This is a genomic window from Acinetobacter sp. NIPH 542 (genome assembly GCF_000369825.1).
Lineage (GTDB): Bacteria > Pseudomonadota > Gammaproteobacteria > Pseudomonadales > Moraxellaceae > Acinetobacter > Acinetobacter oleivorans.
This window is the reverse complement of record NZ_KB850206.1, coordinates 2341450-2366382: the sequence shown is the minus strand read 5'-3', so window position 1 is coordinate 2366382 and position 24933 is coordinate 2341450. Positions and strand designations below refer to the sequence as shown.

The window sequence follows — 24933 nt, the reverse complement described above, 5'->3', positions numbered from 1 at the left end:
CGTAAGCTTCCTTTTTTATTGGGTTATTTATTTGTTTGAGTGGAAGATAAATACATCATAATTTCGATAATGGAGTGTTTTAACAGATGGATCTTTAGTCGCAAAATTATGAGGTTGACTTACGACAATCAAATCTTGCTTTTGCGTTAAAGCATCTTGAAGCTGTTGCTCACTCCATAAGTATTTTTTGCGTTGTGGTTCAAACAATAAACCATCTTTAATTTCTAAAGAAGCACTATCTGAATGTACTGTATCCCATTGATTTACAATATATAGAGGCTGTTTTAGCTGTAAAAGGAAAGGCACATCATAGAAATAGTAATTGTAGAAAACTATTTTTGTTGATGGTGTCATATATTCAGAAAAACTCGTTTGTCCCACATTATTTTTGGTATCTAAAATACGAACGGCGAAGGGGACTGAACTACATAGAACAATTAAACTGATAAAAATATAGTTCAAATAGTTTAATTTCTGCTTTTTATATAACCAGACTAAAGCCAGTGGAAGCATAACTAATAGCGCGCCAATGATATAAATAAATACCGCTTGGTTTTGGAAAAAAGGTTGATGTGCACGCATGAAATGCGGTGTAGCAGTAATACCTATTCCGACAAGCATAATAAATATAGGTAAACCCCAAACCTGTAATTTGGTTTTATATTCACTTTCAAGTACTTGGTTGATAACAAGAGCCAAGAAAACAGCAAGTGGGGGCACAGCTGGTAAAATATAGCCAGCTAGCTTAGAAGGCGGAATAGAGAAGAAAACCGTAACAGAAATAAACCACCATATAAGCAGGGCTAGTAAAGCGGACTTCTTGTAATTTTGAAATACGGCTTTAATAGATCCAAATCTACTCGACAGAATCCATGGTAAAAAGCTGAACATTAAAATAACGAGATAGAAACACCATGGTTGCTTATTATTAAACTCTTTTGAGCTAAATCGACTAAATTGTTGGTCGATAAAGAAATAATGCAAAAATTGAGGATATTTCAGTTGAACTGCATAGAGCCATGGACTAACCAATAATATAAATAACAGAATCCCCAAAGGGTTAAGCAATGAAGGGATTTTTTTCCATTGTTTGGTATAGAGCAACCACGGTAAGAGAATCATGCCGGGAATTAACACACCAATCAGGCCTTTACTTAAGAACGCAGCCGCACCTGCAAAATATCCTAAAAATAAAATAGATTTACGTGCTGAAATTGTGAAATCAACAAAACATAAAACACTGACGGTAATCCATGAAGCAAGCAGTAGGTCATGGTTAATATATTCACTACTGCCAAAAAACAGTAAATTGGTGCCTAAAATAATGGCAGTAAGTTGTGCTACACGTTCTGAAATGTGCTTTCTAACGAATAAGAATAGACTGACGAGCATGAGTGTAGCTGCTAGCACTGGAACTAATCTCAATACCCAAATATGCATACCGAACAGTTCCATAAATATAGAACTTAACCAGTGTAATAGAGGAGGCTTATGCATAAATGGCAAGCTATTGATACGGGGAATCAACCAATCTCCCGACTCAAACATAGATCGACTAATATCTCCGTAGCGTCCTTCATCTGGCACAGAGAGGGGTCTTATCCAAGACAAAACAAACAACCAAATCGGTAAAAATATTAATAAGAATTTGGAACTACGAAGCCATTGCTGCATACATAATCCTTAATGTTGAAATGCAAAAAAACGGTTAAGCAAGAAAGTCACAATTGAAGTCAGGACAATAGCTACACAAACCAATGTTGAAACAGGGGCACTGAAGTAAAGATTAGAAAGTAAGAGAAAACTCTCATTGAATAAAAAACCTAATCCAGCGACTAAGGTAAATTTGGGTAGTGTGTGTCGATGAGAAATATGCTGGGCTTTAAAAGTAAAAATACGATGCCCAAAATAGCTCACCCAATAGGCAAGTAGAAAGGCGACTAAATTAGCATACTGCAATGCAATGTTTCGTTTAAACAAGAGCATGACAATACTGTAGTGCGTAAGTGCCGCCGCGGCCCCAGTCGTGGTAAACCGCGCGAGCTGAAAAATATGTGCAAACATTAGAAACTAGAGAACGTATTTTCGGAGTGAGTGATTGGGTGTTCTTGCTTAATACGAGAATGTTCGGTTGAAACAATATATTTTGGTCGATTTTTAACTTCTGCATAAATTCGGCCAATGTATTCACCTAAAATTCCAATGAATAACAATTGAATGCCACCTAATAGCGTCATGCCTGCCGCAAGAGTTGCCCAACCTGGTACAGAAATTCCTTCAATTAAGGTTTTAATAATGATCCAGACACCGTAACTCATAGCGCCTAAAGCCAATAGGGCGCCTAGATAAATACAAATGCGTAAAGGTAAATCTGAAAACCCAGTTAAACCAGACATTGCCAGATTGAATAATGACTTTACGTTAAAACTAGAACGACCATGTTGACGATCTTGCTCGGAGAAATTGATTCCGATACTTTTAAAACCGACCCATGCATAAAGGCCTTTCATGTAGCGATTTTTTTCTGGTAGTTGTTTAATCGCTTCAACAACTTTTGCGTCAAGAAGTCTGAAATCACCAGCATTTTCAGGAATATCAATAGGAGAGCTTAAGTTTAAAATACGGTAGTAACCTTGGGTTAAAGTCCGTTTTAGCCATGATTCAGTAGTACGATTACGAATGCCATAAACCATGTCATAACCATTTTTCCAAAGGTTAATCATGGTCGGAATTGCTTCAAAAGGATGTTGAAAGTCAGCATCAATCAATAGCGCAACTTCACCATTTACATGGTCTAAACCTGCGCTCAAAGCAGCTTCCTTACCAAAATTTCGTGATAATTCCAGCACCACTAAAGGATAATCTTCGATCATCGTTTGCAAGATCGGAATAGTATCGTCCTTACTGCCATCATCGACCACAATAATTTCATAGCTAAGATTTTGTTGCTTTAAGCTGTTTGCTAAAGCTGGAATAAATGTCTTTAAATTCTCTGCTTCGTTATAAGCGGGAACAACGCAGGATAAAAAAGGTTTTGTGCTCATTGCATTGCCCCTAGTCTGGTAAGTTGGATGCCATTTTTCTGGCAATCAAGAGGGAACTGATCAGAACAAAAATATTGGTATTCTTGGATACGTGCATGCTGGATTGGGTCTTGCTCACTTGGTGTAGAAAGTGAGGGATGGCACATAATCAGTAAGTGATCTTTTGCTTGAGCAAGCCAATATTGATTCAGTTCGGCATAATCAGTTTGTTTAAAGTCGTAGATACCAGCGAAATATTCATTTTGGCTAAACTGGTAACTTTGGCACGCCTTTGCTAAGGCATTTGAGCCAAGTGCAGAAAGCATATGCGTTTTAAAACGATAATGGGGTAGATAAATTGGATGTTGTAAATTACGTATCCAACCAGTGAAATTTTTCTCTTTTAAAAGCTGTAGCAAAATATCCCGTATAAACGGAAATTGATGAACATGTTGGTGTCCATCAATAAAATCGGGTTGTTTTCCCATGACTGAAACAAATGCATCCCATTGTTCTTCAATACACTGGGTAATTAATTCACGGTTAAGATTTGATGACCATGCACGAAACATAAGTACAGGTAATGAGAAGACAGTATTACCTGAAGTAAACGCATGAGTGAAATTTAAATGTAAGCCAATATCAATTTGATTCGAGAAAGGTTTAAGTTTGGCAGCAGCTGTTTCCCAGAGTTCAGATTGGGTCATACATGAGGTCGCTTGAAGTGCTCCTCTTTCAATTAACTGAATAATTGCATTAGATATCTCTGCATTCATTGCAAAGTCATCTGCGCAATAACATACCTTTGCCATATCAAATTCCGTCATAGAGCAGGGTAGCAGAGTTACCCTTTTAGGCTGCTGAAAAACTAAACAGTTTTACTATGGAGAAATTTTCTTAATTTCAACTTAAAGTTTTTTTAAGGTTTTATGACAATTGTTACTAATTAATAATTTGAATTTATTGGTTTTTTTATATTTTTATGGTCAATGGTTTTTAAGGAATGACTTTTAACTATCAGATTTTATAGTAAATAAAAATATAATTTATGCTCCAAGTTCAGAAAACTCTTCACTTGGAGGTTTTTAAACGTGAATATGCCCAGATTAAAAAAATAAGACCGATTGTCGCAAGAAAAATCAGTTTTGGTACAACTGTGGCTAAAGGAACACCCATCTGGTTAAGTTGCACAAACATTTGTACCCCATGTGTTGATGGTAAACACCACGCAAACCATTGTAACCATTCGGGCATTGCTTGATGTGGCCATGCAGCGCCAGTTAATAAGAATAAGGGTACAGAGCTAAACACAATAATATGTCCGGCACGTTCTGGCATATCTAAAAGTGAGCCAATCAACATGCCTAATCCAATCACACAACTAATAAAAATAGGAACAGCAACGAGTAAACCTATGAAGTTTCCACCGTGTGGATAGTCGTTGAACCACAACGTAAAACCAAAAAGATAAAAACTACTTAAACAACCAATGGTAAATATACTTGCGAAAATTCCAGCGAAGCGAACAGCTGTAATTTTTTGGTGTTGCTCACGGTAGCTTGCAATCAGCATCGCTAAACCTAACACAATGGTTTGATGGATAATTAAAGATGCAACAGCCGGAAAAATGTAACTTCCATAGCCTGAAAGGGGGTTAAATAAAGGGACTTGATGAATAGAAAGCGCGGGTTGGAAATGTGTGCGCTCTCCAAATTTTTCGACATATTCTTTTAAGGTTGCTTCGATGGATGTAGCTAAGCCTAAACCAATTTCTTTAGTTTTTAAAAAGTTGGTTGTACTTAAATATAAGCCAATTCCGCCAGCTTCTCCACGGCGTAAGCTTTGCGTTAGGTTGCTTGGTAAAAGTAAAATACCATCGGCTTTTTGTTCACGAACCATTTGTTCTGCTTGTAAGAAATTGCTTGTAACAGTAACAATATGAACATGCGGACTATTTGCACTTTGACCGATTAATTGAGAAGTTAAGAGACTTTGCTCTTCATCAACAATGACAATAGGAATTGATTCTGCCCGCTCAGCTTTATAGGCGGTCGGGTAAAAAAAACTATAAAGAATGACCGATAAAATCAGAGTCGTGAAAACTGAACTATTCCCTACAATATCTTTAAAAGTCTGCAAATATGCCTGAAAAAAATCTTTCATTAAATTGCTCCCCGAATTAATTTTTTAAGCAGCAAAGAACTTAAAAAGAAGTAAATAAGGCAGTAACCCAGAAGTATTAAAAATGGAGTGATTGAAATGAAAATTGGACTTCCAATGACCCATTGTTCAGTTTGCAGTTTGGCATAAGGGGTATAGGGAATAATAAGTGACCAAAACTTAGTGAAAATCGGTGCATTATTTAAAGGCAGGGTAACGCCTGCGAAACTCAAAGATGACCCACCATAAACGGCAATAAAGCCAAAAGTTTTGCTTAAATTTTTGGTTGCTAAAATAACTGTGCTGCTAATCAAAGCGTAGGCAAAATAAAGTAGGAACTGTGCGCATAGCAATAAACTAAGAGAACCCGCTACAAACCAGCCACGGATTTCGACTAGCCAAAACATCCATAACCATGTCCAGAAACAAAAAATAAGGCTATAGAGCAAATTTTTAGCCAATAAGCCTTGAATAAAACTTTCTCGGTTTACCCAAGTGGTTAATGTGCCACGTTTAAGTTCTTGTCCAATAGCAAAGGCAACACAGCAGCATAGCAACAAATGCAATACGGCTGGAACCATGAAGGGTTCTAAATAAAACTCATAGCTCATGCTTGGATTATAAAGCGTTGAGATTTTGACATGAGCGGTAGGAACATCTAAATAGGGGATATTATTTGCTAGATAACTCTGGCCTGCGTAGTCTGCTAAAGCATTGAGGGTACTGATCAACATTGCGGAGGAAATCGTGTTCCCGACACTAAAAAAAGACTGGTTAAATGCAATGCTGATTTGAGCATCTTGCGCTTTCACAAAGCGTTTTTCAGCACCGTCTGGAATGAAAACATATCCCCATATTTGGGTTTCATTGAGTAGTTGTTCCGCTTCTGTGGAGCTCGCCGTAATTGTTTTAATATCTACCGTATGATTTAAAGAAAGATACTTTTCAATATTACGGCTGAGTTCACTTTGGTCCTGATCAATAATCGCAATTGGTAAGTGTTCAGCTTTACCTGCGTAAAACATGCTGCTAAACATAAAAATGATAAAAGCGGGGATGAGTGTCACCATACACAAATCCCATTTGTTGCTTTTTAGATAGTTTAGTTCACGTAATATACTGGAAAACATGCTTTATTTTTCTTCTTTAATTTTAAATAGAACACTCATCCCAACTTTTAAATCTTGCACTGGACGCTCAGGCACAAGATGCAATTTAAAGCTGCGAATATCGTACCCACCAGTTTGGCGAGTCGTTTTTATGGTGGCAAATTCACCTTCAGCATCTATATTCTTAATTTTAAAATTCACATTCTGATTAAGTGCTGGAATGAATCCTTCAAGGGTTTTATTTTTATAAACAGAGGCATATTGATTTTCACCCACGTTTAAACTTACCCATAAATCATCATCTTCTAAAATGCTGACAACAGGTACACCCATAGCGACTAATTCAGAAGGTTTACCATAAGTTTTTGAAACCGTACCTGAAATAGGAGAGAGTAAACGTGTTTCTTCCTCTAACGCTTTTGCTTCACCTACAGCTGCTTTTGCAATTTCAACCTGCGCATCTGCTGTAGATTTTTGTTGGCTCGTACTGCCACGTTTTGCACGAGCATATTGTTGATAAGAGGCTTCACTTAATTCTTGAGCAGAAGTTTGTGCTGCAAGCATTTCATCTCGTCTTTGACGTGAAATGACACCTTGTCTATATAAATTTTCACCACGTTGGTAAGTGATTTTTGCAAGGTTTGCTTGTGCTTTTGTGCTTTGCCAGTTGGCATAAAGTGTATCGATATTCTCTTGTTGAGAACCACGATCTACCGTAGATTGAAATGCTAAAGCCGATTGTAAGGTAGCCAAAGCCTGTTGCTTTTTAGCTTCTATTTCCGGGCTAACTAAACGGACAAGTGGCTGGCCTTTGGAAATTTTCTGACCTTCTTGTACATAAATTTCTTCAATACGACTCGGAACTTTTGTGCTTACGTGAATTGTTTCGGCTTCAACTCGGCCTTGTAGTTCAATAGGCTTTGGCTGATAACTTTTCCACAAACCAAAAATAATTAAACCCAATAGGGCAATAATGATTACACCAATAATCAGTTTAATTTTTGAATTTTTAGGTGGTTTGGATTCACTCTTATTTGTGCTTGATTCTTGCTGATCACTCACTTGATCATCTTTTTGAACTTGGCTGGTTTCTGCCGTATCCGCAACAGGAGCATCTTGTTCTGAATGAGCTGAGTCTTGATTCATTTTATACTCCCCTTAACGAATATAGTCGGTATGTGGTTGATTAACGTATGCTTTAAACTCATCAATTGAACCGTGACTTTGAAGTAAAGTCGCGAGTGACATGACATATTTATAAGCATTTAAAGCCATTTCAGTTTTTAACGCACTTAATGCATTTTGCGCATCAATCACTTGGGTTGCTGTACCCATTCCTTCACGGAAAGAAAGCTCTTGAATACGTAAGTTCTCTTGAGCGGCATTTACGTTTCTTTGTAAGAGTTGATGGCTTTGCTGAGCAGAGTTAAGTTCGTTATATGACTTATTCAAAAGAGCTTCGATCTCTTGTTTAGTTCGTTCAGTCATGAGTTCAGAGGCATAGCGCTTCAATTCGGCAGCGTGAATATTCTTATTTTTATCTACACCTGAAAATAGGTTGTATTTTGCCATTACACCGACAATCCAGTTTTCATTTTTATCGAGAGCATATTCACCAAAGGCAAAAAGACTTGGTTTTTTTGCAGCTTCCTGAGCTTGAATATTTACATTAGCCAGTTGAGTATCCATCTGCATTTTTTGTACAAGGCTAGATTTTTGTGAATAACTGGTTAAAAGTGATTCTAGATTTTGGCTTGGGGTGTTATTTACAAATAGTGGCGTACTTAAATCTATATTGTTTTGTTGATGTAAAAGATTATTAAGACTAAAGCGACTGGCATTTAAGTTGGCTTGAGTATTTTGTAAAGTACGTTCCGCATTATTACGGGCGACTTCAAATTGCATGCGTTGCCCTTTACTAATAAAACCCTGTTGTTCGAGCTTTAGGGCATTGCTGTAATGTTTTTGCATTGCATTAAAGTTAAATAAGCTACTCGCTACCAGTTGCTGCTGTAATTGTACATTAAAGTAACTTTGTACCACTTCAAACCGCTGTATATCTTGTTGTTGCTGGCTTGAAAGCTCTGAACGCTGTGCTTGAATATTTGCTAGTTTTTTTGCACTACTGGTTAAGCCGCCTGTATAGAGTGGCATAACGACCGAAATAGAAGGGCGTACAACCTGATCTTCAATGGTCAGATTCGCATAATCTGGAAATCGGTTTATACCGTCATGTATGGTTTGATTAGCGCCTTCTTGAACTTGTCCCAGCACATCCGATGGAATGACATTGTTCCACTGTGAAAGTTTATCATTCAGCCCTTGGCTTAAATCATTCTCAAGTTTTTGTTTAAAAGAACCAAGAGGTACATCGGTTTCACTGTGAAAAGCATATGCTCTCACATTTAAATCAACTCGAGGTAATCCGAGGCCCTTTACTGCTTCAGCTTCTAATTGAGATGCTTGCTGTAATGCTTGGTTGGCTTGAGTACTATATGAACTTTTCAAAGCTTGTTGTTCTGCTTCTGCATAACTTAAGCTTTGGGCATATAAATGATTAGTGAAAAAAAAGCCTAAAGCCAAAGCAATATGTTTAGGTTTAAATGAAAAGGGAAAAATAGACTGTCTATATCGATGTGCTGGCATTTTAAATAACAATTTCTGGCATCCCTTATAGTTTAAATTTCTTGTTATTAAATTCAATTATCATATTGTTTATTATACATTTGTATAAAAACATTTTGATTTTAGCTCCTTTAATTATTGAATTTACTAAGCCAATATTTTTTCTAATATCTATCAAGGTATGTGAAATTATAATCACAAGTCAAGTTGATCTTTTTGCTTAAAAATCTTTTTAAATTTGGAAGGCAGTAATTAAAAGTATAGAAATAACGACAACAATAATTGAAAAAATAAACTTAAATACAGTCCAGCATTGAAATATTTACTTGAGAAGCTGCTGCAAGCTTAAGCAATCTGTGGTTAAATGCCATTTTTATTGTGTTTGACTTTATACAAGGGAAAAATCATGCGCGCGTACAATTTCTGTGCTGGTCCTGCTGCATTACCTACTGCCGTTTTAGAAAAAGCTCAACAAGAATTGTTGGATTGGCAAGGTAAAGGTCTATCCATCATGGAAATGAGTCACCGTAGTGCTGACTATGTTGCTGTGGCTGAAAAAGCTGAAGCAGATTTACGCAAGTTAATGAATATTCCAGAAAACTATAAAGTACTGTTTTTACAAGGCGGTGCGTCATTACAATTTTCTGCGATTCCTTTAAACCTTTTAGGTAAGAACAGTAAAGCTGATTATATTGACACAGGCATCTGGTCTGAAAAAGCGTTAAAAGAAGCAAAACGTTATGGCGACATTAATGTTGTAAATGCTGGTATTAAAGTAGATGGCAAGTTCGCAATTTCTGAACAAAGCGAATGGAATTTATCTGACGATGCAGCCTATGTACATTATGCGGATAATGAAACGATTGGTGGCTTACAGTTCGCAGGAATTCCTGATGTAAAAGCTCCACTTGTTTGTGACTATTCATCAAGTATTTTATCTGCTCCATTAGATGTGACCAAGTTTGGTTTAATCTATGCTGGCGCACAAAAAAATATTGGTCCTGCTGGTTTAACAATTGTGATTATTCGTGATGACTTACTTGATCAAGCGAAACCAGAAATTCCAAGCATTTTAAAATATGGTGACCAAGCGAAAAATGGTTCTATGGTAAATACACCATCGACTTACGCTTGGTACTTGTCTGGTTTGGTATTTGAATGGTTGCTAGAGCAGGGTGGGGTAGATGCTATCCATAAAGTTAACCTTGAAAAAGCTCAGTTGTTATATGGTTATATCGACTCAAGCGATTTCTACAATAACCCGATTGCAATTCCGAACCGCTCAATTATGAATGTACCGTTTACCTTGGCAGATGAAGCTTTAGACAAGCAATTCTTAAAAGAAGCGGAAGCAAACCATTTGTTGAATTTAGCTGGACACCGTTCTGTAGGTGGTATGCGTGCAAGTATTTATAATGCTGTACCATTAGAAGGTGTACAGGCTTTAATTAGCTTTATGGATGATTTTGCAAAACGTAATGGTTAAGCAAATCAAATAAATAAAGCCCTCAAATGAGGGCTTTATTTTTGAATAAATTTTATAAACTAAAAAGGCACTAAACCAAGTTGGTGCATGAATATGGCAGCTAAAAACATACCCAATACAAAAAAGCAAAACGCACCAGTATCGACCTTTACGCGCAGGCTACTAGATTGAATGAGGCTGGTAGTTTGTTCGGGTATAATCTTCATTCAATAACCTAATTATTAAAATATTAGTGAAATTCAATTAGTTTCACCCTTTTTAGCACAAATAGTCGCCTGAATCCAGATATTACCGCGAATATATTCGCCAATATTAAAGTTTTTATACAAATCGTTTTTGGTCGCAATGCGCACTAATATGGCAGGAAGATCATCTTCTAAAACCAAAGTGACATCATAAAGGGTATATTCTGCCCCCATAAATGTCATAGAAGTTTTGCCAACAATATTACCTTGGAACCATGCTTCATCTTCTTGACCAAGATTTTCGCCATATAAATATGCGACCATTTTAGAAAAATCAACAGTTACAGGTTCTTGATCTTCTGGGGTTTTTGGCTGCCATTCATTAATGAGTTCCTGCAAATTTTCAGGAGCAATACCATTATGTTCAGTCAAAATTGCATTTAATGCACGATGATGTTTAATTGAAGCTGGGTCATCAACAACAATTTTCTCACCTGCTGGAACTGGTTCTAATTCATAAGCCCATGCATTAAATTGAACTTGATAGTTTTGATTTTTGTCATATTGACAAGCGTTAACGCTAAATAAATTATCAAATGCATAAACAGTTGTATTTTTATTTAGTCTTAAACTTAACACGGCTTGCGTTGCAGAGTCACAAGTAATGATACGTTCAATTTTTGCATTATATTGATATGGGCTTTCAAAACTTGGAAAGGCTGTTTTGAGTGCTCGAGGCTTTTGGTTTTCAACAGCAATAATCTGGTTGATTGTAACTTTTTGGTTTTGTGGGCCTTGAATCAACCAAAAAGATTGATCCATATCTTCTTCATGTTCGCATAAGCCCATTGGCATTACAGGTGCATCAAGTGCTAGTCCTAACCATTTTGGTACATCTGTTTCAGGATGGGACGTCAATAGATTCCAATGTTCGCCATGACTACCAAAATTTTGGTCATTTACTTTAATTACTTCTGGACTGTTTTGATTTTTCATAAGCACGATGCTGTTGGGTTCACATTACTTGTTATATTAAATCGAGGGTGTTTACTATTTTTCAAGTCATCATGTGTAAATTCTCTTGTAAAAGCACATATTTAGTCATTTAAAGAGAAATGTGGCTTCTATTTATAAATTAAAAGTAAGCTTCATCTATAAAAACTTTAATGTTGAAATTAAAAATAAGTTTAATGTTTATTTCTACTCACCTTCGAAAAGCATCTGTTAGACTTAGATTTTTAGTGGAAATAGAGAATAACGTGCTGCCATTTAAGCTATGGGTAGACGCAGACGCCTTACCAAAAATTTTACGTGAAGTAATTTTGCGTGCATCAGATCGTTATCAATTAGAAGTTATTTTTGTTGCCAATCAGAATGTTGGGATTACACCTTCTGTTCGTATTAAGTCAATACAGGTTTTAAGTGGTGCTGATCAGGCCGATAAAGAAATAGTTGATCGTATGACTGAAAATGACATTGTCATTACGCAAGATATTCCACTGGCAGCTCAAGTGATCGAGAAAGGAGGTGTTGCTATTCATCCACGTGGTGAAGTCTATACAACGGCGAATGTTAAAGCACGTTTACATCTGCGTGATTTTATGGATACGCTTCGTGGTGCGGGTGTGCAAACTGGTGGACCACCGCCTATTTCTGAGCGAGATAAGCGTGAATTTTCAAGTTCATTAGATCAAACAATTTTAAAGCAAAAACGTAAAACAGCTAAGTGAGCATCACATGCCATCGCAAACCAATTTGGCTTTAACTTATGCCTTGTTAGTGTTCATTTGGGCAACCACTCCATTAGCCATTGTTTGGAGTGTGTCTGATTTACATCTGATGTGGGCATTGTTGTTACGCTTTTTTATTGCATTGCCTTTGGCAGTAATCATATTACTGATTTTAAGAACACCTTTTCCGACTCATCGACAAGCAGTTCATAGCTACATTGCCGGATCTTTTAGCTTAATTGGCTCCCAAATTTTTACTTATGCCGCAACCCAATATTTAAGTTCCGGCATGATTGCACTTATGTTTGGCTTAGCACCTATTATGGCAGGGCTTATTGGTCGGTTTGCATTTGGTCAGCAACTTTATAAGTTGCAATGGCTGGGCATGGCAATTGCTGTCAGTGGGTTAGCCATTATTTGTCTGAGCGGTGCAAATCAGCACGTGCATCCGTTTGGTATTGTCCTTATGCTGATTAGTGTGTTTGTTTATTCTTTTTCAATTTTCTGGGTTAAGAAAGTTAATGCGCAGATCCAGCCGATGGCTCAGGCAACAGGTTCTATTTTAGTGTCTTCTATTTTTGCTAGTTGTTTTATTCCATTTATTTGGCAATATGCACCGACACATTTGCCAGAAGCTAAATCTTTATTTGCCTTAATTTATACGGTACTCATGGCTTCATTAGTCGCCATGTTTTGTTATTTCAAACTTATACAAAATATTCAGCCAACGACTTTATCTTTAACGACAGTAATTACACCAATGTTAGCGATGATGATTGGAGCTGCCTTAAATCATGAACAACTTTCGATTATGGTTTTTGTAGGGGCTTTAATTATCTTGTCTGGACTCTTTTTATATTTCTATAAAGACATTCAGGCAAACCGGAACTTTGCTCAACATATGAAGTCTAAATAGGAGAAGATTTGGGTAATTTGTTGAGCTTATTCATTAAATTGTTCTAATTCGTAGCGAAATGCATGATCAAATTGATCTCCTAACTTAAGTAGTAGAAAATAGCGCAGCAATATAATATTAGGATTGTTAAGGGAAGATCAGAACTTACTGATTTTTAAACCTTAATACAGCATCTAACGATATGGCCAAATAGTAAATGTGAATGTAATTTGACATTAGCATCTGCTATTTCCCATCAATCACCTTGGATTTAGAAGGTATGTTTAAACCAATCTCACTGTATATAGGGTTGAGATATACTCGCGCAAGACGCAGTAATCATTTTATTTCTTTTATTGCATTGGTTTCGATGGTCGGTTTGACACTAGGTGTCGCAGTGCTGATTACGGTACTTTCTGTAATGAACGGTTTCGATCGCGAATTGAAAAACCGTGTTTTGGGAATGGTGCCGCAAGCGACAGTTTCATCTACACAAATCCTTACGGATTGGCCTGAACTGGTAAAGCGAGTTGAACATCATCCACATGTAACTGGGGTTGCACCTTTTACCCAATTGCAAGGTATGTTAACCGCGCAAGGGCAAGTCGCTGGTATTATGGTGACGGGTATTGACCCAAAATATGAAAAAAATGTCTCTATCATTCAAAATCATATTGTTGCCGGGAGTCTAGATTCACTTAAAAAGGGTGAGTTTGGTATTGTGCTTGGTAAAGATATGGCTGATTCATTGGGCTTACGTCTAAATGACAGTGTGACATTGGTTTTACCTGAAGCAACGCCATCTCCAGCCGGTGTTGTACCTCGTTTCAAGCGTTTTAAAGTGGTGGGTATTTTTAGTGTAGGCGCTGAAGTCGACTCTATGGTGGGTTATATCGCCCTATATGATGCGTCAACCTTATTACGCCTACCTGATGGTGCTCAAGGTGTTCGTTTAAAACTAGATGATATTTTTGCCGCGCCACAAGTTGCAGATGACTTGGTAAAAAGTTTACCAAGCAATTTCTATGCAACGAACTGGACCTATACGCATGGCAATCTGTTTAATGCCATTCAAATGGAAAAAACACTAGTTGGTTTATTGCTTGTACTTATTATTGTAGTTGCAGCATTTAATATTGTTTCGTCGTTAGTCATGGTTGTGACTGATAAAAAATCAGATATTGCCATTTTACGTACATTAGGCGCGTCGCCATCAATGATTACTAAAATCTTTATGGTGCAAGGCACAGTGATTGGTGTGATTGGTACAGTTGCTGGTACAGTTTTAGGTGTAATTTTAGCTTTAACCATTAGTGATATCATTTCATGGTTTAACAATGTATTGGGCTTAAATCTATTCGATGCTTATTTCGTGCATTACCTTCCTTCTTATTTAAGATGGCAAGATGTGACGATTATCGTGATTGTTTCTTTACTTTTAAGCTTCTTGGCGACTATCTATCCGGCGCTTCGTGCTGCCAAAGTTCAACCTGCCGAGGCACTGCGCTATGAGTAAAATTGTTTTAGAAGCGAAAGAAATATATAAACATTTTGATGATGGTAAATCTAAGGTTGAAGTCATTAAAGGTCTTTCTTTACAAGTTGAAGCAGGGCAGTTTGTTTCGATTGTTGGTGCGAGTGGCTCAGGTAAAAGTACTTTGCTTCATGCGTTAGGTGGTCTAGAACAACCAACACAAGGGCAAGTATTTTTAAATGGTCAACGTTTTGATAATTTAGGTGAAGCCGAACGTGGTTTTCAACGTAACAAATACCTTGGTTTTGTTTATCAGTTCCATCACTTATTACCTGAGTTTTCTGCACTTGAAAATGTGGCAATGCCTTTAATGCTTCGAGCAGACAGCCAATACAAATCGGTAAAGGCACAAGCTGAATATTTACTAGATCGAGTGGGATTATCTCACCGTATGGATCATAAACCTGGTGAACTGTCAGGTGGTGAGCGCCAACGTGTGGCTTTGGCGCGTGCTTTAGTCACTAAACCTGCCGTAGTTTTAGCAGATGAGCCAACGGGTAATTTGGACCGTAAAACAGCTGTTGGTATTTTCGAATTACTGACTGACCTTAAGAAAGAGCTCAATATGGCTATGCTTATTGTGACCCATGATGAGCAGTTGGCTCAGGCAGCAGATTCAATCTTGCATATGGAAGATGGTCTTTGGGTAAGCGGTTCTTAAAAAATTGTCATTAAATCACATTGTTAAAGCCCACTCAGTTGGGCTTTAATTTTGCCCCTAAAAAGATAACGATATGATTTTAAATGTTAAAGCTTATTTTATTGGGGTGGATTGTAGGTATTGCATTTATGGGAATAGATCTTCCTCTCATAATGCAATATGGTTGGATAGGTAAAGTTTTGCTCTTTATCTGCTTAATGTTTTATATTTTTAAGCGGCATCTTGTTGTAAATCGTCCCATATTAAAAGGAGTTTATTATTTAATCTGTGGTCTTAGCCTTTTTATTATAGGCCATCAGTATGCTCAGCATGCCTTAAATGAAAGACTACAACTACGAGAGATGCAACCTGAGTCTTTAGAGATTGTGGTTTATATAGATCGAATAAGCGAAGAAAAAGATAATAAGACACAGCAACTCTCTCAAGTTCTAGGGCGGTCATCCCATGCGGTGAATTGGTTGCTATATTTAAAAAATGAAAATGAGAGTGCATTAATCGAGGAGCCAAAATTACAATTAGGCCACTACTATCTGATTTCGGGTAAAACCAGACCAGCCCATAGTTATGCAGTATCAGGTGTTTTTGATCAAGAACAATGGTTCATTCAACGAAACATAATGTCAGGTTTCAGTATTCAGCATATTGAGCCTTTAAACTCTAATGAAATTTATCGGTTGGGTTATCAAAATCACTTAAAACAGCAACAAAATTTTTTGACTAGACAACAATTAAATATAGAAAAACTCCGTCTAAAATTTAGATTAATGCTAAAAAAATCTTCATTTCAGAATAAAGGATTGTTATTAGCGCTTTTAACCGGGGATGAAAGTCTTTTAAATGAAGACATTAAAAATCAATTTAAACAGTTAGGAATCTCTCATTTGTTGGCCATTTCAGGGCCTCATGTCCTCATTTTTGCAATCTTGTTATCTTGGGGATTACATCAATTAGTACGACGTTATTATCTCCAGCTTTATTTGTGGCAACCCAAGCAACTTTTAGCAATGATTCCGTTATGTTTTGGAGTTTTGATTTATACAGCTTTTGTCGGCTTTGAAATTCCAGCCTTAAGAACTTTACTCTCAGTATTTTTATTTGCCTTTTTATTGTTGGTCAAACTGCCAGTTAAGCCATTTTCGCTATTGGTTTATAGCGCAAGTCTACTTTTACTTTTTGATCCATTTAGTGTTTTGTCAGCAGGTTTTTGGCTCTCTTATGGTTCTTGCTTTATTTTATTACGCATTTATCAAACCATAGTACAGGCACCAAATCTTGCCTCATTGAGTTTGCTATCTAGAATAATTCTTTTAGCTAAAACCCTAATTGAATCTCAGGGCAAAATATTTATTGCTCTATGTCCTCTAATGCTGATTTTCTTCCGACAGATTTCATGGGTAGCACCTCTTACAAATATTATTGCTGTTCCTCTGTTAGGAGGAGTTATTGTTCCTTTAAATATTTTCGCTGCTTGTGTGTGGCTTATTTTTAATTCAGTTGGAAATGCGCTTTTTCAGATTAATGATATTTTGCTCAGTATGGTGCTGACATGTTTTAGTCTTTTAGAGAAATTATCTCTACCGTTGCAAGGTTTTAGTCTGACACCACTGGCTTTGATAGGCTTAAGCTGTGCCATTGTTATTTTATTTTTACCGCGTGGTATTTTACCAAAATCATGGAGTCTTATATGTTGTTTAGCCTTAGTCATTCCGAATAAAACCTCACAGCAAATTCAATTAAATATTATAGACGTAGGCCAAGGACAAGCGGTTCTTCTACAACATCCAGAGCAGACATGGTTAATTGATACGGGTGGTTCTTATGATGAGAAGGCTTTCAGTATTGGTCAAAATATAGTAATTCCATATTTACGTCAGAAAGGTATTAAGCAACTAGATCATGTGGTGTTATCTCATCTTGACCAAGATCATAGTGGGGCATTTCCTTCTATCGCTCAAGCATTTCCTATCAAACAAGTCATATCAAATCAGCTATGGGCAGAGAAGGTGAAAGAACCATTTACCTATTGTCATCAAGGGCAAAAATGGCAATATCCACAGTTAGATATTGAGATACTTTGGCCTAAAGAAAATGATTTAAATTTAGTTCCTACTAACCAAAATGAATATTCTTGTGTTGTTTATATTCATTTAAAACAAGTAAGGGGTTATCAAAATTATTTAATTATGGGGGATGCGGGATGGGAAGCAGAATATCAATTGATAAAAGAATATCCTGATTTAAAAGTAGATGTTTTGGTCTTAGGTCATCATGGTAGTAAGCATAGTTCAGCCTATGACTTCTTGGCGACGTTAAACCCCAAGCTTGTTATTGCGTCTGCCGGCTTTAATAACCGATATGGTCATCCAAGCAAAGAAGTTTTAGCGAGAATACAAGAACTTAATATTCCATTTAAAAGCACAGTTGAGCAAGGAACATTAAGTTTTGTATCTGAGAATCATCAAATGATTTTATACACTCGACGTTTCGAGCGTACTTGGCTTCACAGAAATTTGTGAAGCTTCTGCTTTAAGCTTATCCACAATTTGAAGAGCTTCAGCTGGATCAATATTATAAATATTATCTAAAGCAGGGTTTGCTTTAAAACGTTTATAACTCCAGTGGTAATGTTCTGGATAACGATGGATGAGTTGTTCAATAGCCTGATGAATGACATAAGTTCCATCATCTGCACTACCTTCGTAGATTTTCTCATCCATAGGTTCAACGTGCATCGTGAAACCGTCATTTTCGTTACGAATCGCGTAAAGGAATAAAGCTTTTGCTTTAGTTTTTTGAATAAGCTTGGTACTTAAATTACTTGAGGCTAGGGGAACACCAAAATAATTGATCATACTGCCGCCGACATTAGGCGTATGGTCAGGCAAAATTACGGTAGTTTCACCTTGTTTTAAGGCTTTGAAAATTTGTCTTACACCAGTTTCGTCAGTAGGAACCAAGTGAGCTTGTTCACGACTACGTGCTTCTCGAACAAAGCGGTCTGCATCTTCATTTTTTACAGGCTTGTATAAAATTGTCATTGAAGTGAATTGTGAACACCAAGCATTCAGGACTTCCCATGTACCAAAATGTGGAACAATCAAAACCACACCTTTTTTTGCTGCAAGTGCTTCGTGAAAGTAGTGTTCACCTTCAATATGGTGAATACGTGAAATATTCTTACTATTTGATGAGCCCCAAATACTTAAAAATTCAAAGTATGAGGTGACTTCATTACGAATAGCTTGCTGCGTAATTTCTATTCGCTGCTGTGGCGTTAAATGTGGAAGGGCGATTTGTAGATTTAGTTCTATACTTTTTGATGTTTTAGTAATTTTTAAAGTATTGATTAACCCTGCCAACATACGAGCAAGAAAACGTCCAAATTGAATTGGCTGGCGGCTAAAAGTTTTGAGTAGGTAGTAGTTCATGCTTTTTGTATCTAATTTGGTCATCTATCGCGGTAAAAAGGAAGCAATAATTAAAAAAAGATAAAATTATTATAAATGAAATCATATTATTTAGACAGTTTTTATCAAATCAACGTATATAATGACATCATTTTAGATTAATTTGGATTGGAATTTTATGTCCGATTGGCCACCAAAACCACAAAATGAACCTATAATCCCTAAACAAAATGGACCAGAATGGCAAATTCTTGAGAAGGCTGTACTTGCTTCAGTAGAGGAACAGCGCCGTAGTCGCCGTTGGGGAATCTTCTTTAAAACATTAACTTTTATTTATTTATTATTCATTATTGTACTCATGGGTAAAGGCTGTTCAACCAGCAAAGAAGGCTCTGCTGTAAGTAGCAGTAGTGCTCATTTGGCAGTAGTGGATATTATTGGAACTATTGATGCTTCGAGTAATCAATCAGTAAATAGTGAAGATACCAATAAAGCGCTTAAACGTGCTTTTGAAGCTTCAAATAGTAAAGCTATTGCACTTAATATTAACTCGCCTGGCGGTTCCCCAGTTCAGTCTGATGAAATCTGGCAGGAAATTCGTTATTTGAAAAAACAGCATCCAGATAAAAAGGTTTACGCTGTAATTGGTGATATGGGCGCATCAGGTGCGTATTATATTGCGTCTGCTGCGGATGAGATTATTGTCAATCCATCAAGTCTAGTCGGCTCAATTGGTGTGATCATGCCTAACTATGGGATTACTGGTTTAGCTCAGAAACTTGGTATTGAAGATCGCACTTTAACTGCAGGAACCAATAAAGACATTTTAAGTATGACAAAACCGATTGATCCTGTGCAAAAGCAACATATTCAATCTGTTCTTGATAATGTTCACACTCACTTTATCACTGCAGTTAAAGAAGGGCGTGGAAAGCGTTTGAAATCGAACGATCCAGCTATTTTTTCTGGTTTATTCTGGACTGGCGAACAAGCAATCCAATTGGGCGTTGCTGACCGTTCAGGTAACATTACGAGCTTGATGCGTGAACTAAACCTTGATAATAAAGTTGACTACACAATTGAGCGCAACCCATTACAATCCATTTTAGGTCGTATGGGTGCACAAATCGGGCAAGGGGTAAGTGAATCTATTGCTCAAGAAGTGCAGACTCGTCAAAGCGCAAAATTACAATAAAATCTGTTTTAGGATAGCGGTATGTCAATGAAACCAGTTATACACTTTGCTCATGCGAATGGCGTGCCATCAAAAGTGTATCAAAAACTGTTTGACCAGTTGAAAGGGGAATATGACATTATTTATGTTCCTCTGATTGGTCCTGATAAACGTTATCCTGTGACTAACCATTGGCCTGCTTTGGTTGATCAGGTAATTGACAGTATTGTGCGACAGGCGAAAGGACGTAAAGTGATTGGACTTGGCCATTCTCTTGGTTCGGTTTTAACGTTGATGGCATCTTTTCAGCGTCCTGAACTCTTTTCTCAAGTCATTATGTTAGATCCGCCTCTTATTTTAGGACGATATTCATTTGCATTTCACATGGCAAAATTATTTCGTCCTAAATTGGTTGATGCGATGACTCCTGCAGGTTTATCTGCACGCCGTCGTGAACATTGGGACTCGAGAGAACAGGCTGCTGAGTTACTACGTCCTAAAGGATTTTATAAAGATTTTGATGAAGATTGTTTTCAGGCTTATATAAATTATGCTTTGAAAGAAGATTCGGTTCGCGGTGGAGTAACTTTAACGATTTCTCGTGAGGATGAAGTTGCAATTTTCCGTAAAAACCCTTCTTGGTGGTGGCTACCTATGCCAAAACCTAAGATGCCTGTGCATTTAGTTGTGGGTAAAGGAAGTGATTTCTTAAAAAGAGGCTTTCCTCAAATGGCAAAGCGAAAAATGGGAATTCCGTTTACTGTGGTTGAGGGTGGGCATATGTTTCCTCTAGAACATCCTATTGATACAGTGAATTCTATAAAGAAATTGATTCATCATCAGCCAAATTAATTTTTAGACTTATAAAAAAGGACATGCATGCATGTCCTTTTTTAATTTACGTTAAGCAAGCTTTTACCAAGATGCAAAACGTATGGGATGTTCAAGAATTTGATTACGGAAATAGGCTTGCCCATTTTTCCATGTAAGTTGACCGTTACATAACCACTCTGCTACTTGTGGGTAGATAAAGTGCTCAAGTGCATGCACTCGATTTGCTAATGAAGCGGCAGTATCATGTTCTTTAACTGAAATAGCGGATTGGGCAATTGATTGACCAGAATCCAGTTCAGCCGTTACAAAGTGTACGGTACAACCATGTAAACGATCACCTGTGTTTAAGACACGTTGATGAGTGTTCACACCTTTATAAGCTGGAAGAAGTGAAGGATGTATGTTCAGCATTTTCCCTTGCCATTTGTTGACAAAGGTGGGAGTTAAAATGCGCATGAAACCGGCTAAAATAACCACATCTACTTGCCAAGCTAAGAGCTGTTGATGCATTGCTTCATCAAACACTTCACGAGTTGGAAAGTCTTTATGAGAAATAACGGCCGTAGCAATATTGGCTTTTTGAGCACGCTCTAGGGCATAAGCATCTGCTTTATTAGACAGTACACCTACAATTTGCCCTGATAGATTTGCATCTATCAAGGCTTGTAAATTACTGCCGTTCCCAGAGACTAGAACAGCAATTTTTATCATGCAAAGATCACACGAATTTTTTCGTCTGCACCTTCCACTGATTCAGCATTTTCTTGGATGTGTCCAATTTTCCAAGCTTTTTCGCCTTGAGCATTAAGCACTTCAATTGCTTTTTCAGCATCATTTGCATCAACAGCAATGACCATACCTACGCCACAGTTAAACGTACGGTACATTTCAAAGCGCTCTACATTGCCTTCGCGTTGTAGAAGTTGGAATAACTCAGACCATTCCCAAGATGCTTCATCAATGACCGCTTGAGCACCATTTGGTAATACACGTGGTAAGTTACCAGGTAAACCGCCGCCAGTGATGTGTGCCATAGCATGCACATCAACTTGTTTGCAAAGTTCAAGAACTGGTTTTACATAGATACGTGTTGGTTCCATTGCAACATCTGCAAGAGGACGACCATCAATCACTTGAGTTAAATCAACGTTTTTAACGTCTAAGATTTTACGTAGTAATGAGTAACCATTCGAGTGAGCACCACTTGATGCAACACCGATAAGTACGTCACCAGACTTTACTTTAGAGCCATCAATAATTTTGCTTTGCTCAACAACACCAACAGCAAAACCAGCAAGATCGTAATCTTCGCCTTCATACATGCCTGGCATTTCTGCGGTTTCACCACCTACAAGTGCGCAACCTGCAAGCTCACAACCTTTACCAATACCAGTAACAACATTTGCAGCAACGTCAACATTTAAGTGACCAGTCGCGTAATAATCAAGGAAGAATAATGGTTCTGCACCACAAACTAAAAGGTCATTTACACACATAGCCACAAGATCTTGGCCGATTGTGTCATGACGATTAAGATTAAGTGCCAAACGTAATTTAGTTCCTACACCATCGGTTCCAGAAACTAAAACAGGCTCTTCATAACCTTTAGGAATTTTGCATAGTGCACCAAAGCCACCAAGACCGCCCATTACTTCAGGACGACTTGTACGTTTAGCGACTGACTTGATACGATCGACCAGTGCGTCGCCCGCTTCAATGTCGACACCCGCATCTTTGTAGCTTAAACCGGTATTTGGGGTAGAAGTTGAGTTGCTCATAAATGAAGTCTCCGCATTGGCGGCAGATTATAACCTGAATATACGAAACTCTTATGTTATTTATGCTCGAAAATGCTATCTTTAATAAAAATATTTTTTCATTTATAACGATTAAATCAAAAAAGGCTAGATTTTATGCAAGATCGTATACTGCGCCGTATTCTTTTACTCGCAGGTATTGTATTGCTGGTATGGGTATTGTACTTACTCAAGCCTGTAGTCATTCCTTTTATCGGTGCTTTTTTCCTGGCTTATTTATTCAGCCCACTCGTTGATGTTCTGGTAAAAATCAAATTGCCTCGCTGGTTAGCAATTAGCGTGGTGTTTATAGGAATCGGTGTAACACTAACCATTGCATTATGGTATTTGGTTCCTCTGATCTGGAAACAATTGGTTTACGCCCGAGATAGCATTCCAGCAGGCATTCACTGGATTAATGCAGAACTATTACCATGGGTTTCTTCGACATTTAATGTTCAGCAAATGGAAATTGATACTGACCAAATGTCCAAAGCTGTCATGGATTATGTTCAGACAAATTACAGTGCCGATAGTATTCAAGCTGTCTTATTAAAGCTTGCACAATCAGGTCTCAATTTTATTCAAATTGGTGGAACAGTTGTTCTAATTCCAATTATTGCTTTTTATTTTTTATTAGACTGGGACCGTATGCTACAAAACTTACGCCGTCTCATTCCACGCCCATATGAAGCAACTACTTTACAGATCGTTGGTGAATGCCATAGCGTTTTAGGAGCGTTTGTTAAAGGTCAGTTTCTCGTCATGCTCTTACTAGGCGTCGTATATGCAGTTGGTTTACAGCTCATTGGTTTGGAAGTTGGTCTTATTATTGGTATGGTAGCTGGTCTTGCCAGTATTATTCCTTATTTAGGATTTGCCGTAGGTATTATTGCAGCTGTTATTGCCAGCTTATTCCAGTTCGGTTTGGATTGGATGCATTTATTACTGGTTGGTGTAGTTTTTATGATTGGCCAAGCGGTAGAGGGCTATATTCTTCAGCCATTCCTACTGGGTGATAAAATTGGTTTATCTCCTGTGGCAGTTGTTTTTGCCGTATTGGCAGGTGCACAGCTTGCAGGTTTCTTGGGAATGTTAATTGCATTGCCTGTTGCTGCTGTTATTGTAGTGTTGTTGAAGCATTTAAGAGAGAATTATGAAAGAAGCTCACTTTATGCCCCACCTTCTACATTAGTGATCCAACATGGCGATATTGAGCAAATTCATGTAGAAACCGAAAGCACTAAGCTTGATCTTGAAGTTAAAACACAGCAAGATACAGATGAACTGAAATCCCCTAACCAGAAATAATTTCAAGGTTAATTCAATATATGCGTCAACTCCAACTGGATATAGAACCTCAACTTGATGCCCGAATCAGTGATTTTTCGGGACCGAGTTGGGGGAATGTAGTCGATGCTGTGCGTCAACTACATGCTGGTCTGGTGAGTAGGTTTTATATCTACGGTGGAGCAGGGACAGGAAAGAGTCACTTACTTTCCGCAATTTGTGACTCCTATTTAGAAATAGGCAAATCTGCAATTAAAGTTTCTTTGCTTGAACTCCTCGATGCTCCTATCGAAGCAATTACTTCTTTAGAGCATTATGATCTTGTCGCTTTGGATGATATTGAATCAATTAGTGGTGTGCCTCATTGGCAAAAAGCTGTCTTCCATTTAATGAATAATCACGAAGGACAGCTAGTATTCTCTTCACGTGTAGCGCCTATCGAATTAAAGTTAGAATTGCCAGACTTACAGTCACGACTTACGCAAGCCGTTAGTGTTAAAGTGCCAAGTGGAAGCTTATATGCGGACCGCTACTCTTTAGTTACATCTGTAATGTCTAGACGTGGTATCCATTTTGATCAGCAAATTGTTGACTACTTATTATTACATGGCCCTCATCAAGCTTCTCTTTTACTACAGACAGTTGCTCAATTAGAAAAACTTCTCAAAGGCGAAAAGACAAAACTTTCTAATGCAACTTTAAGACAAATTTATGCTTTGATTGATGAATATCAACCATAGATATTCTTTAATCTTGTCTTATTGCCTCACCTGCGCACATAAAAAACTATTAAAAATAGTGTCTCGGACACAAGATTTCTAATTTAAGAGCACTTACCTCTATATCTTTTTAAAGCTCTTTCTAATTTTTAAGCATTCACATTTTTGTATTTAAAAAAGTTTTTTAAATGTATGAAGCTTTTTGTAAGCTGGTTCAAAAATGACTCTACAGACCGACCAAAATGTCTTGAGAAATTCTACTTGCTGTGACAAAGTACGCACAAAGGATGCGATTGCAAAAGCGG

General features: G+C 37.4%; 23 protein-coding genes and 1 pseudogene. 10 read left to right on the top strand and 14 right to left on the bottom strand.

The features are described from left to right. Window positions 1-27: 27 nt before the first annotated feature. The 8 genes from F886_RS16515 to F886_RS16480 form a co-directional block, all read right to left on the bottom strand. The gene (locus F886_RS16515) at window positions 28-1674 is read right to left on the bottom strand and encodes an ArnT family glycosyltransferase (protein ID WP_005307626.1); all 1647 of its coding nucleotides are present in this window, start codon (window positions 1672-1674) and stop codon (window positions 28-30) included. A 9-nt stretch (window positions 1675-1683) separates the two neighbouring features. Beyond that, complete coding sequence (locus F886_RS16510) at window positions 1684-2064, bottom strand: GtrA family protein (protein ID WP_005307623.1); 381 nt, start codon at window positions 2062-2064, stop codon at window positions 1684-1686. Next, window positions 2064-3044, bottom strand: a complete 981-nt coding sequence (locus F886_RS16505) for a glycosyltransferase family 2 protein (RefSeq protein WP_005307620.1) — start codon at window positions 3042-3044, stop codon at window positions 2064-2066. Before F886_RS16505 ends, F886_RS16510 begins: the two co-directional genes overlap by 1 nt. Then, window positions 3041-3835: a ChbG/HpnK family deacetylase gene (locus tag F886_RS16500; RefSeq protein WP_005307617.1), complete on the bottom strand. Its 795-nt coding sequence runs from the start codon at window positions 3833-3835 to the stop codon at window positions 3041-3043. The genes F886_RS16505 and F886_RS16500 overlap by 4 nt, the downstream gene beginning before the upstream one ends. A 259-nt stretch (window positions 3836-4094) precedes the next feature. Then, window positions 4095-5186, bottom strand: a complete 1092-nt coding sequence (locus F886_RS16495; protein ID WP_005307614.1) for an A1S_2622 family ABC transporter permease subunit — start codon at window positions 5184-5186, stop codon at window positions 4095-4097. After that, the gene (locus F886_RS16490) at window positions 5186-6313 is read right to left on the bottom strand and encodes an ABC transporter permease (RefSeq protein WP_212749665.1); all 1128 of its coding nucleotides are present in this window, start codon (window positions 6311-6313) and stop codon (window positions 5186-5188) included. Before F886_RS16490 ends, F886_RS16495 begins: the two co-directional genes overlap by 1 nt. Window positions 6314-6316: 3 nt before the next feature. Next, window positions 6317-7438, bottom strand: coding sequence for an HlyD family secretion protein (locus F886_RS16485; RefSeq protein ID WP_005307608.1), 1122 nt, complete (start codon window positions 7436-7438; stop codon window positions 6317-6319). A gap of 12 nt (window positions 7439-7450) precedes the next feature. Then, on the bottom strand, window positions 7451-8938 hold the full coding sequence (locus tag F886_RS16480) for a TolC family protein (protein ID WP_005307605.1): 1488 nt from the start codon (window positions 8936-8938) through the stop codon (window positions 7451-7453). Between the two features lie 385 nt (window positions 8939-9323). Here F886_RS16480 and serC point away from each other — a divergent pair, with 385 nt between their 5' ends. Then, window positions 9324-10403 (top strand): 3-phosphoserine/phosphohydroxythreonine transaminase, encoded by a 1080-nt coding sequence (gene serC / locus F886_RS16475; protein WP_005307603.1) that lies wholly within the window; start codon window positions 9324-9326, stop codon window positions 10401-10403. 59 nt (window positions 10404-10462) lie between these two features. Here serC and F886_RS20395 read toward each other — a convergent pair whose 3' ends face one another. Further along, window positions 10463-10609: a hypothetical protein gene (locus F886_RS20395; RefSeq protein ID WP_004790612.1), complete on the bottom strand. Its 147-nt coding sequence runs from the start codon at window positions 10607-10609 to the stop codon at window positions 10463-10465. A gap of 33 nt (window positions 10610-10642) precedes the next feature. Beyond that, window positions 10643-11584, bottom strand: coding sequence for a hypothetical protein (locus F886_RS16470; protein WP_004790613.1), 942 nt, complete (start codon window positions 11582-11584; stop codon window positions 10643-10645). 245 nt (window positions 11585-11829) lie between these two features. On the opposite strand from F886_RS16470, the gene F886_RS16465 reads away from it, so the two are divergent. Next, window positions 11830-12318, top strand: coding sequence for a YaiI/YqxD family protein (locus F886_RS16465; protein ID WP_014207405.1), 489 nt, complete (start codon window positions 11830-11832; stop codon window positions 12316-12318). Between the two features lie 7 nt (window positions 12319-12325). Next, the gene (locus F886_RS16460; RefSeq protein ID WP_005307596.1) at window positions 12326-13234 is read left to right on the top strand and encodes a DMT family transporter; all 909 of its coding nucleotides are present in this window, start codon (window positions 12326-12328) and stop codon (window positions 13232-13234) included. A gap of 29 nt (window positions 13235-13263) precedes the next feature. Here F886_RS16460 and F886_RS20695 read toward each other — a convergent pair. Further along, window positions 13264-13344, bottom strand: a pseudogene (locus tag F886_RS20695) (PilZ domain-containing protein); the annotation flags it as partial. A gap of 149 nt (window positions 13345-13493) precedes the next feature. Between F886_RS20695 and F886_RS16455 the strand changes: the two are divergent. The 3 genes from F886_RS16455 (at window position 13494) to F886_RS16445 (ending at window position 17924) form a co-directional block, all read left to right on the top strand. Continuing rightward, window positions 13494-14729 carry a lipoprotein-releasing ABC transporter permease subunit gene (locus tag F886_RS16455; protein WP_004790618.1) on the top strand — a complete coding sequence of 412 codons (1236 nt, stop codon included), beginning with the start codon at window positions 13494-13496 and terminating at the stop codon, window positions 14727-14729. Further along, on the top strand, window positions 14722-15408 hold the full coding sequence (gene lolD / locus F886_RS16450) for a lipoprotein-releasing ABC transporter ATP-binding protein LolD (protein WP_005307591.1): 687 nt from the start codon (window positions 14722-14724) through the stop codon (window positions 15406-15408). The genes F886_RS16455 and lolD overlap by 8 nt, the downstream gene beginning before the upstream one ends. An 83-nt stretch (window positions 15409-15491) precedes the next feature. After that, on the top strand, window positions 15492-17924 hold the full coding sequence (locus F886_RS16445; RefSeq protein ID WP_005307588.1) for a DNA internalization-related competence protein ComEC/Rec2: 2433 nt from the start codon (window positions 15492-15494) through the stop codon (window positions 17922-17924). On the opposite strand, the gene F886_RS16440 is transcribed toward F886_RS16445, so the two are convergent. Beyond that, entirely contained in the window at window positions 17877-18860 is a 984-nt protein-coding gene (locus F886_RS16440; protein WP_005307585.1) for a lysophospholipid acyltransferase family protein, read from the bottom strand. The genes F886_RS16445 and F886_RS16440 overlap by 48 nt on opposite strands. Before the next feature lie 133 nt (window positions 18861-18993). Between F886_RS16440 and sppA the strand changes: the two genes are divergently transcribed. Together sppA and F886_RS16430 are read left to right on the top strand one after the other, a co-directional pair. Beyond that, complete coding sequence (gene sppA / locus F886_RS16435; RefSeq protein WP_004790623.1) at window positions 18994-20010, top strand: signal peptide peptidase SppA; 1017 nt, start codon at window positions 18994-18996, stop codon at window positions 20008-20010. Between the two features lie 21 nt (window positions 20011-20031). Continuing rightward, window positions 20032-20841: an alpha/beta fold hydrolase gene (locus F886_RS16430; RefSeq protein ID WP_005307582.1), complete on the top strand. Its 810-nt coding sequence runs from the start codon at window positions 20032-20034 to the stop codon at window positions 20839-20841. 63 nt (window positions 20842-20904) lie between these two features. Here F886_RS16430 and purN read toward each other — a convergent pair whose 3' ends face one another. Further along, complete coding sequence (purN, locus tag F886_RS16425; protein ID WP_005307579.1) at window positions 20905-21534, bottom strand: phosphoribosylglycinamide formyltransferase; 630 nt, start codon at window positions 21532-21534, stop codon at window positions 20905-20907. Further along, complete coding sequence (purM, locus tag F886_RS16420; RefSeq protein WP_005307576.1) at window positions 21531-22601, bottom strand: phosphoribosylformylglycinamidine cyclo-ligase; 1071 nt, start codon at window positions 22599-22601, stop codon at window positions 21531-21533. Before purM ends, purN begins: the two co-directional genes overlap by 4 nt. A 135-nt stretch (window positions 22602-22736) precedes the next feature. Here purM and cxpE point away from each other — a divergent pair, with 135 nt between their 5' ends. Beyond that, the gene (gene cxpE, locus F886_RS16415; protein WP_004790632.1) at window positions 22737-23930 is read left to right on the top strand and encodes a chloramphenicol efflux transporter CxpE; all 1194 of its coding nucleotides are present in this window, start codon (window positions 22737-22739) and stop codon (window positions 23928-23930) included. 20 nt (window positions 23931-23950) lie between these two features. Further along, complete coding sequence (gene hda / locus F886_RS16410; protein ID WP_004790634.1) at window positions 23951-24649, top strand: DnaA regulatory inactivator Hda; 699 nt, start codon at window positions 23951-23953, stop codon at window positions 24647-24649. Window positions 24650-24933 lie beyond the last annotated feature (284 nt).

Coding starts and splice junctions, on each gene's coding strand:
- F886_RS16470 (WP_004790613.1), bottom strand. CDS start 11,584: ATGAAAAATCAAAACAGTCCAGAAGTAATTAAAGTAAATGACCAAAAT.
- F886_RS16500 (WP_005307617.1), bottom strand. CDS start 3,835: ATGGCAAAGGTATGTTATTGCGCAGATGACTTTGCAATGAATGCAGAG.
- F886_RS16455 (WP_004790618.1), top strand. CDS start 13,494: ATGTTTAAACCAATCTCACTGTATATAGGGTTGAGATATACTCGCGCA.
- purN (WP_005307579.1), bottom strand. CDS start 21,534: ATGATAAAAATTGCTGTTCTAGTCTCTGGGAACGGCAGTAATTTACAA.
- F886_RS16510 (WP_005307623.1), bottom strand. CDS start 2,064: ATGTTTGCACATATTTTTCAGCTCGCGCGGTTTACCACGACTGGGGCC.
- F886_RS16495 (WP_005307614.1), bottom strand. CDS start 5,186: ATGAAAGATTTTTTTCAGGCATATTTGCAGACTTTTAAAGATATTGTA.
- hda (WP_004790634.1), top strand. CDS start 23,951: ATGCGTCAACTCCAACTGGATATAGAACCTCAACTTGATGCCCGAATC.
- serC (WP_005307603.1), top strand. CDS start 9,324: ATGCGCGCGTACAATTTCTGTGCTGGTCCTGCTGCATTACCTACTGCC.
- F886_RS16515 (WP_005307626.1), bottom strand. CDS start 1,674: ATGCAGCAATGGCTTCGTAGTTCCAAATTCTTATTAATATTTTTACCG.
- purM (WP_005307576.1), bottom strand. CDS start 22,601: ATGAGCAACTCAACTTCTACCCCAAATACCGGTTTAAGCTACAAAGAT.
- F886_RS16505 (WP_005307620.1), bottom strand. CDS start 3,044: ATGAGCACAAAACCTTTTTTATCCTGCGTTGTTCCCGCTTATAACGAA.
- F886_RS20395 (WP_004790612.1), bottom strand. CDS start 10,609: ATGAAGATTATACCCGAACAAACTACCAGCCTCATTCAATCTAGTAGC.
- sppA (WP_004790623.1), top strand. CDS start 18,994: ATGTCCGATTGGCCACCAAAACCACAAAATGAACCTATAATCCCTAAA.
- F886_RS16445 (WP_005307588.1), top strand. CDS start 15,492: ATGTTAAAGCTTATTTTATTGGGGTGGATTGTAGGTATTGCATTTATG.
- F886_RS16480 (WP_005307605.1), bottom strand. CDS start 8,938: ATGCCAGCACATCGATATAGACAGTCTATTTTTCCCTTTTCATTTAAA.
- cxpE (WP_004790632.1), top strand. CDS start 22,737: ATGCAAGATCGTATACTGCGCCGTATTCTTTTACTCGCAGGTATTGTA.
- lolD (WP_005307591.1), top strand. CDS start 14,722: ATGAGTAAAATTGTTTTAGAAGCGAAAGAAATATATAAACATTTTGAT.
- F886_RS16460 (WP_005307596.1), top strand. CDS start 12,326: ATGCCATCGCAAACCAATTTGGCTTTAACTTATGCCTTGTTAGTGTTC.
- F886_RS16490 (WP_212749665.1), bottom strand. CDS start 6,313: ATGTTTTCCAGTATATTACGTGAACTAAACTATCTAAAAAGCAACAAA.
- F886_RS16440 (WP_005307585.1), bottom strand. CDS start 18,860: ATGACCAAATTAGATACAAAAAGCATGAACTACTACCTACTCAAAACT.
- F886_RS16485 (WP_005307608.1), bottom strand. CDS start 7,438: ATGAATCAAGACTCAGCTCATTCAGAACAAGATGCTCCTGTTGCGGAT.
- F886_RS16430 (WP_005307582.1), top strand. CDS start 20,032: ATGTCAATGAAACCAGTTATACACTTTGCTCATGCGAATGGCGTGCCA.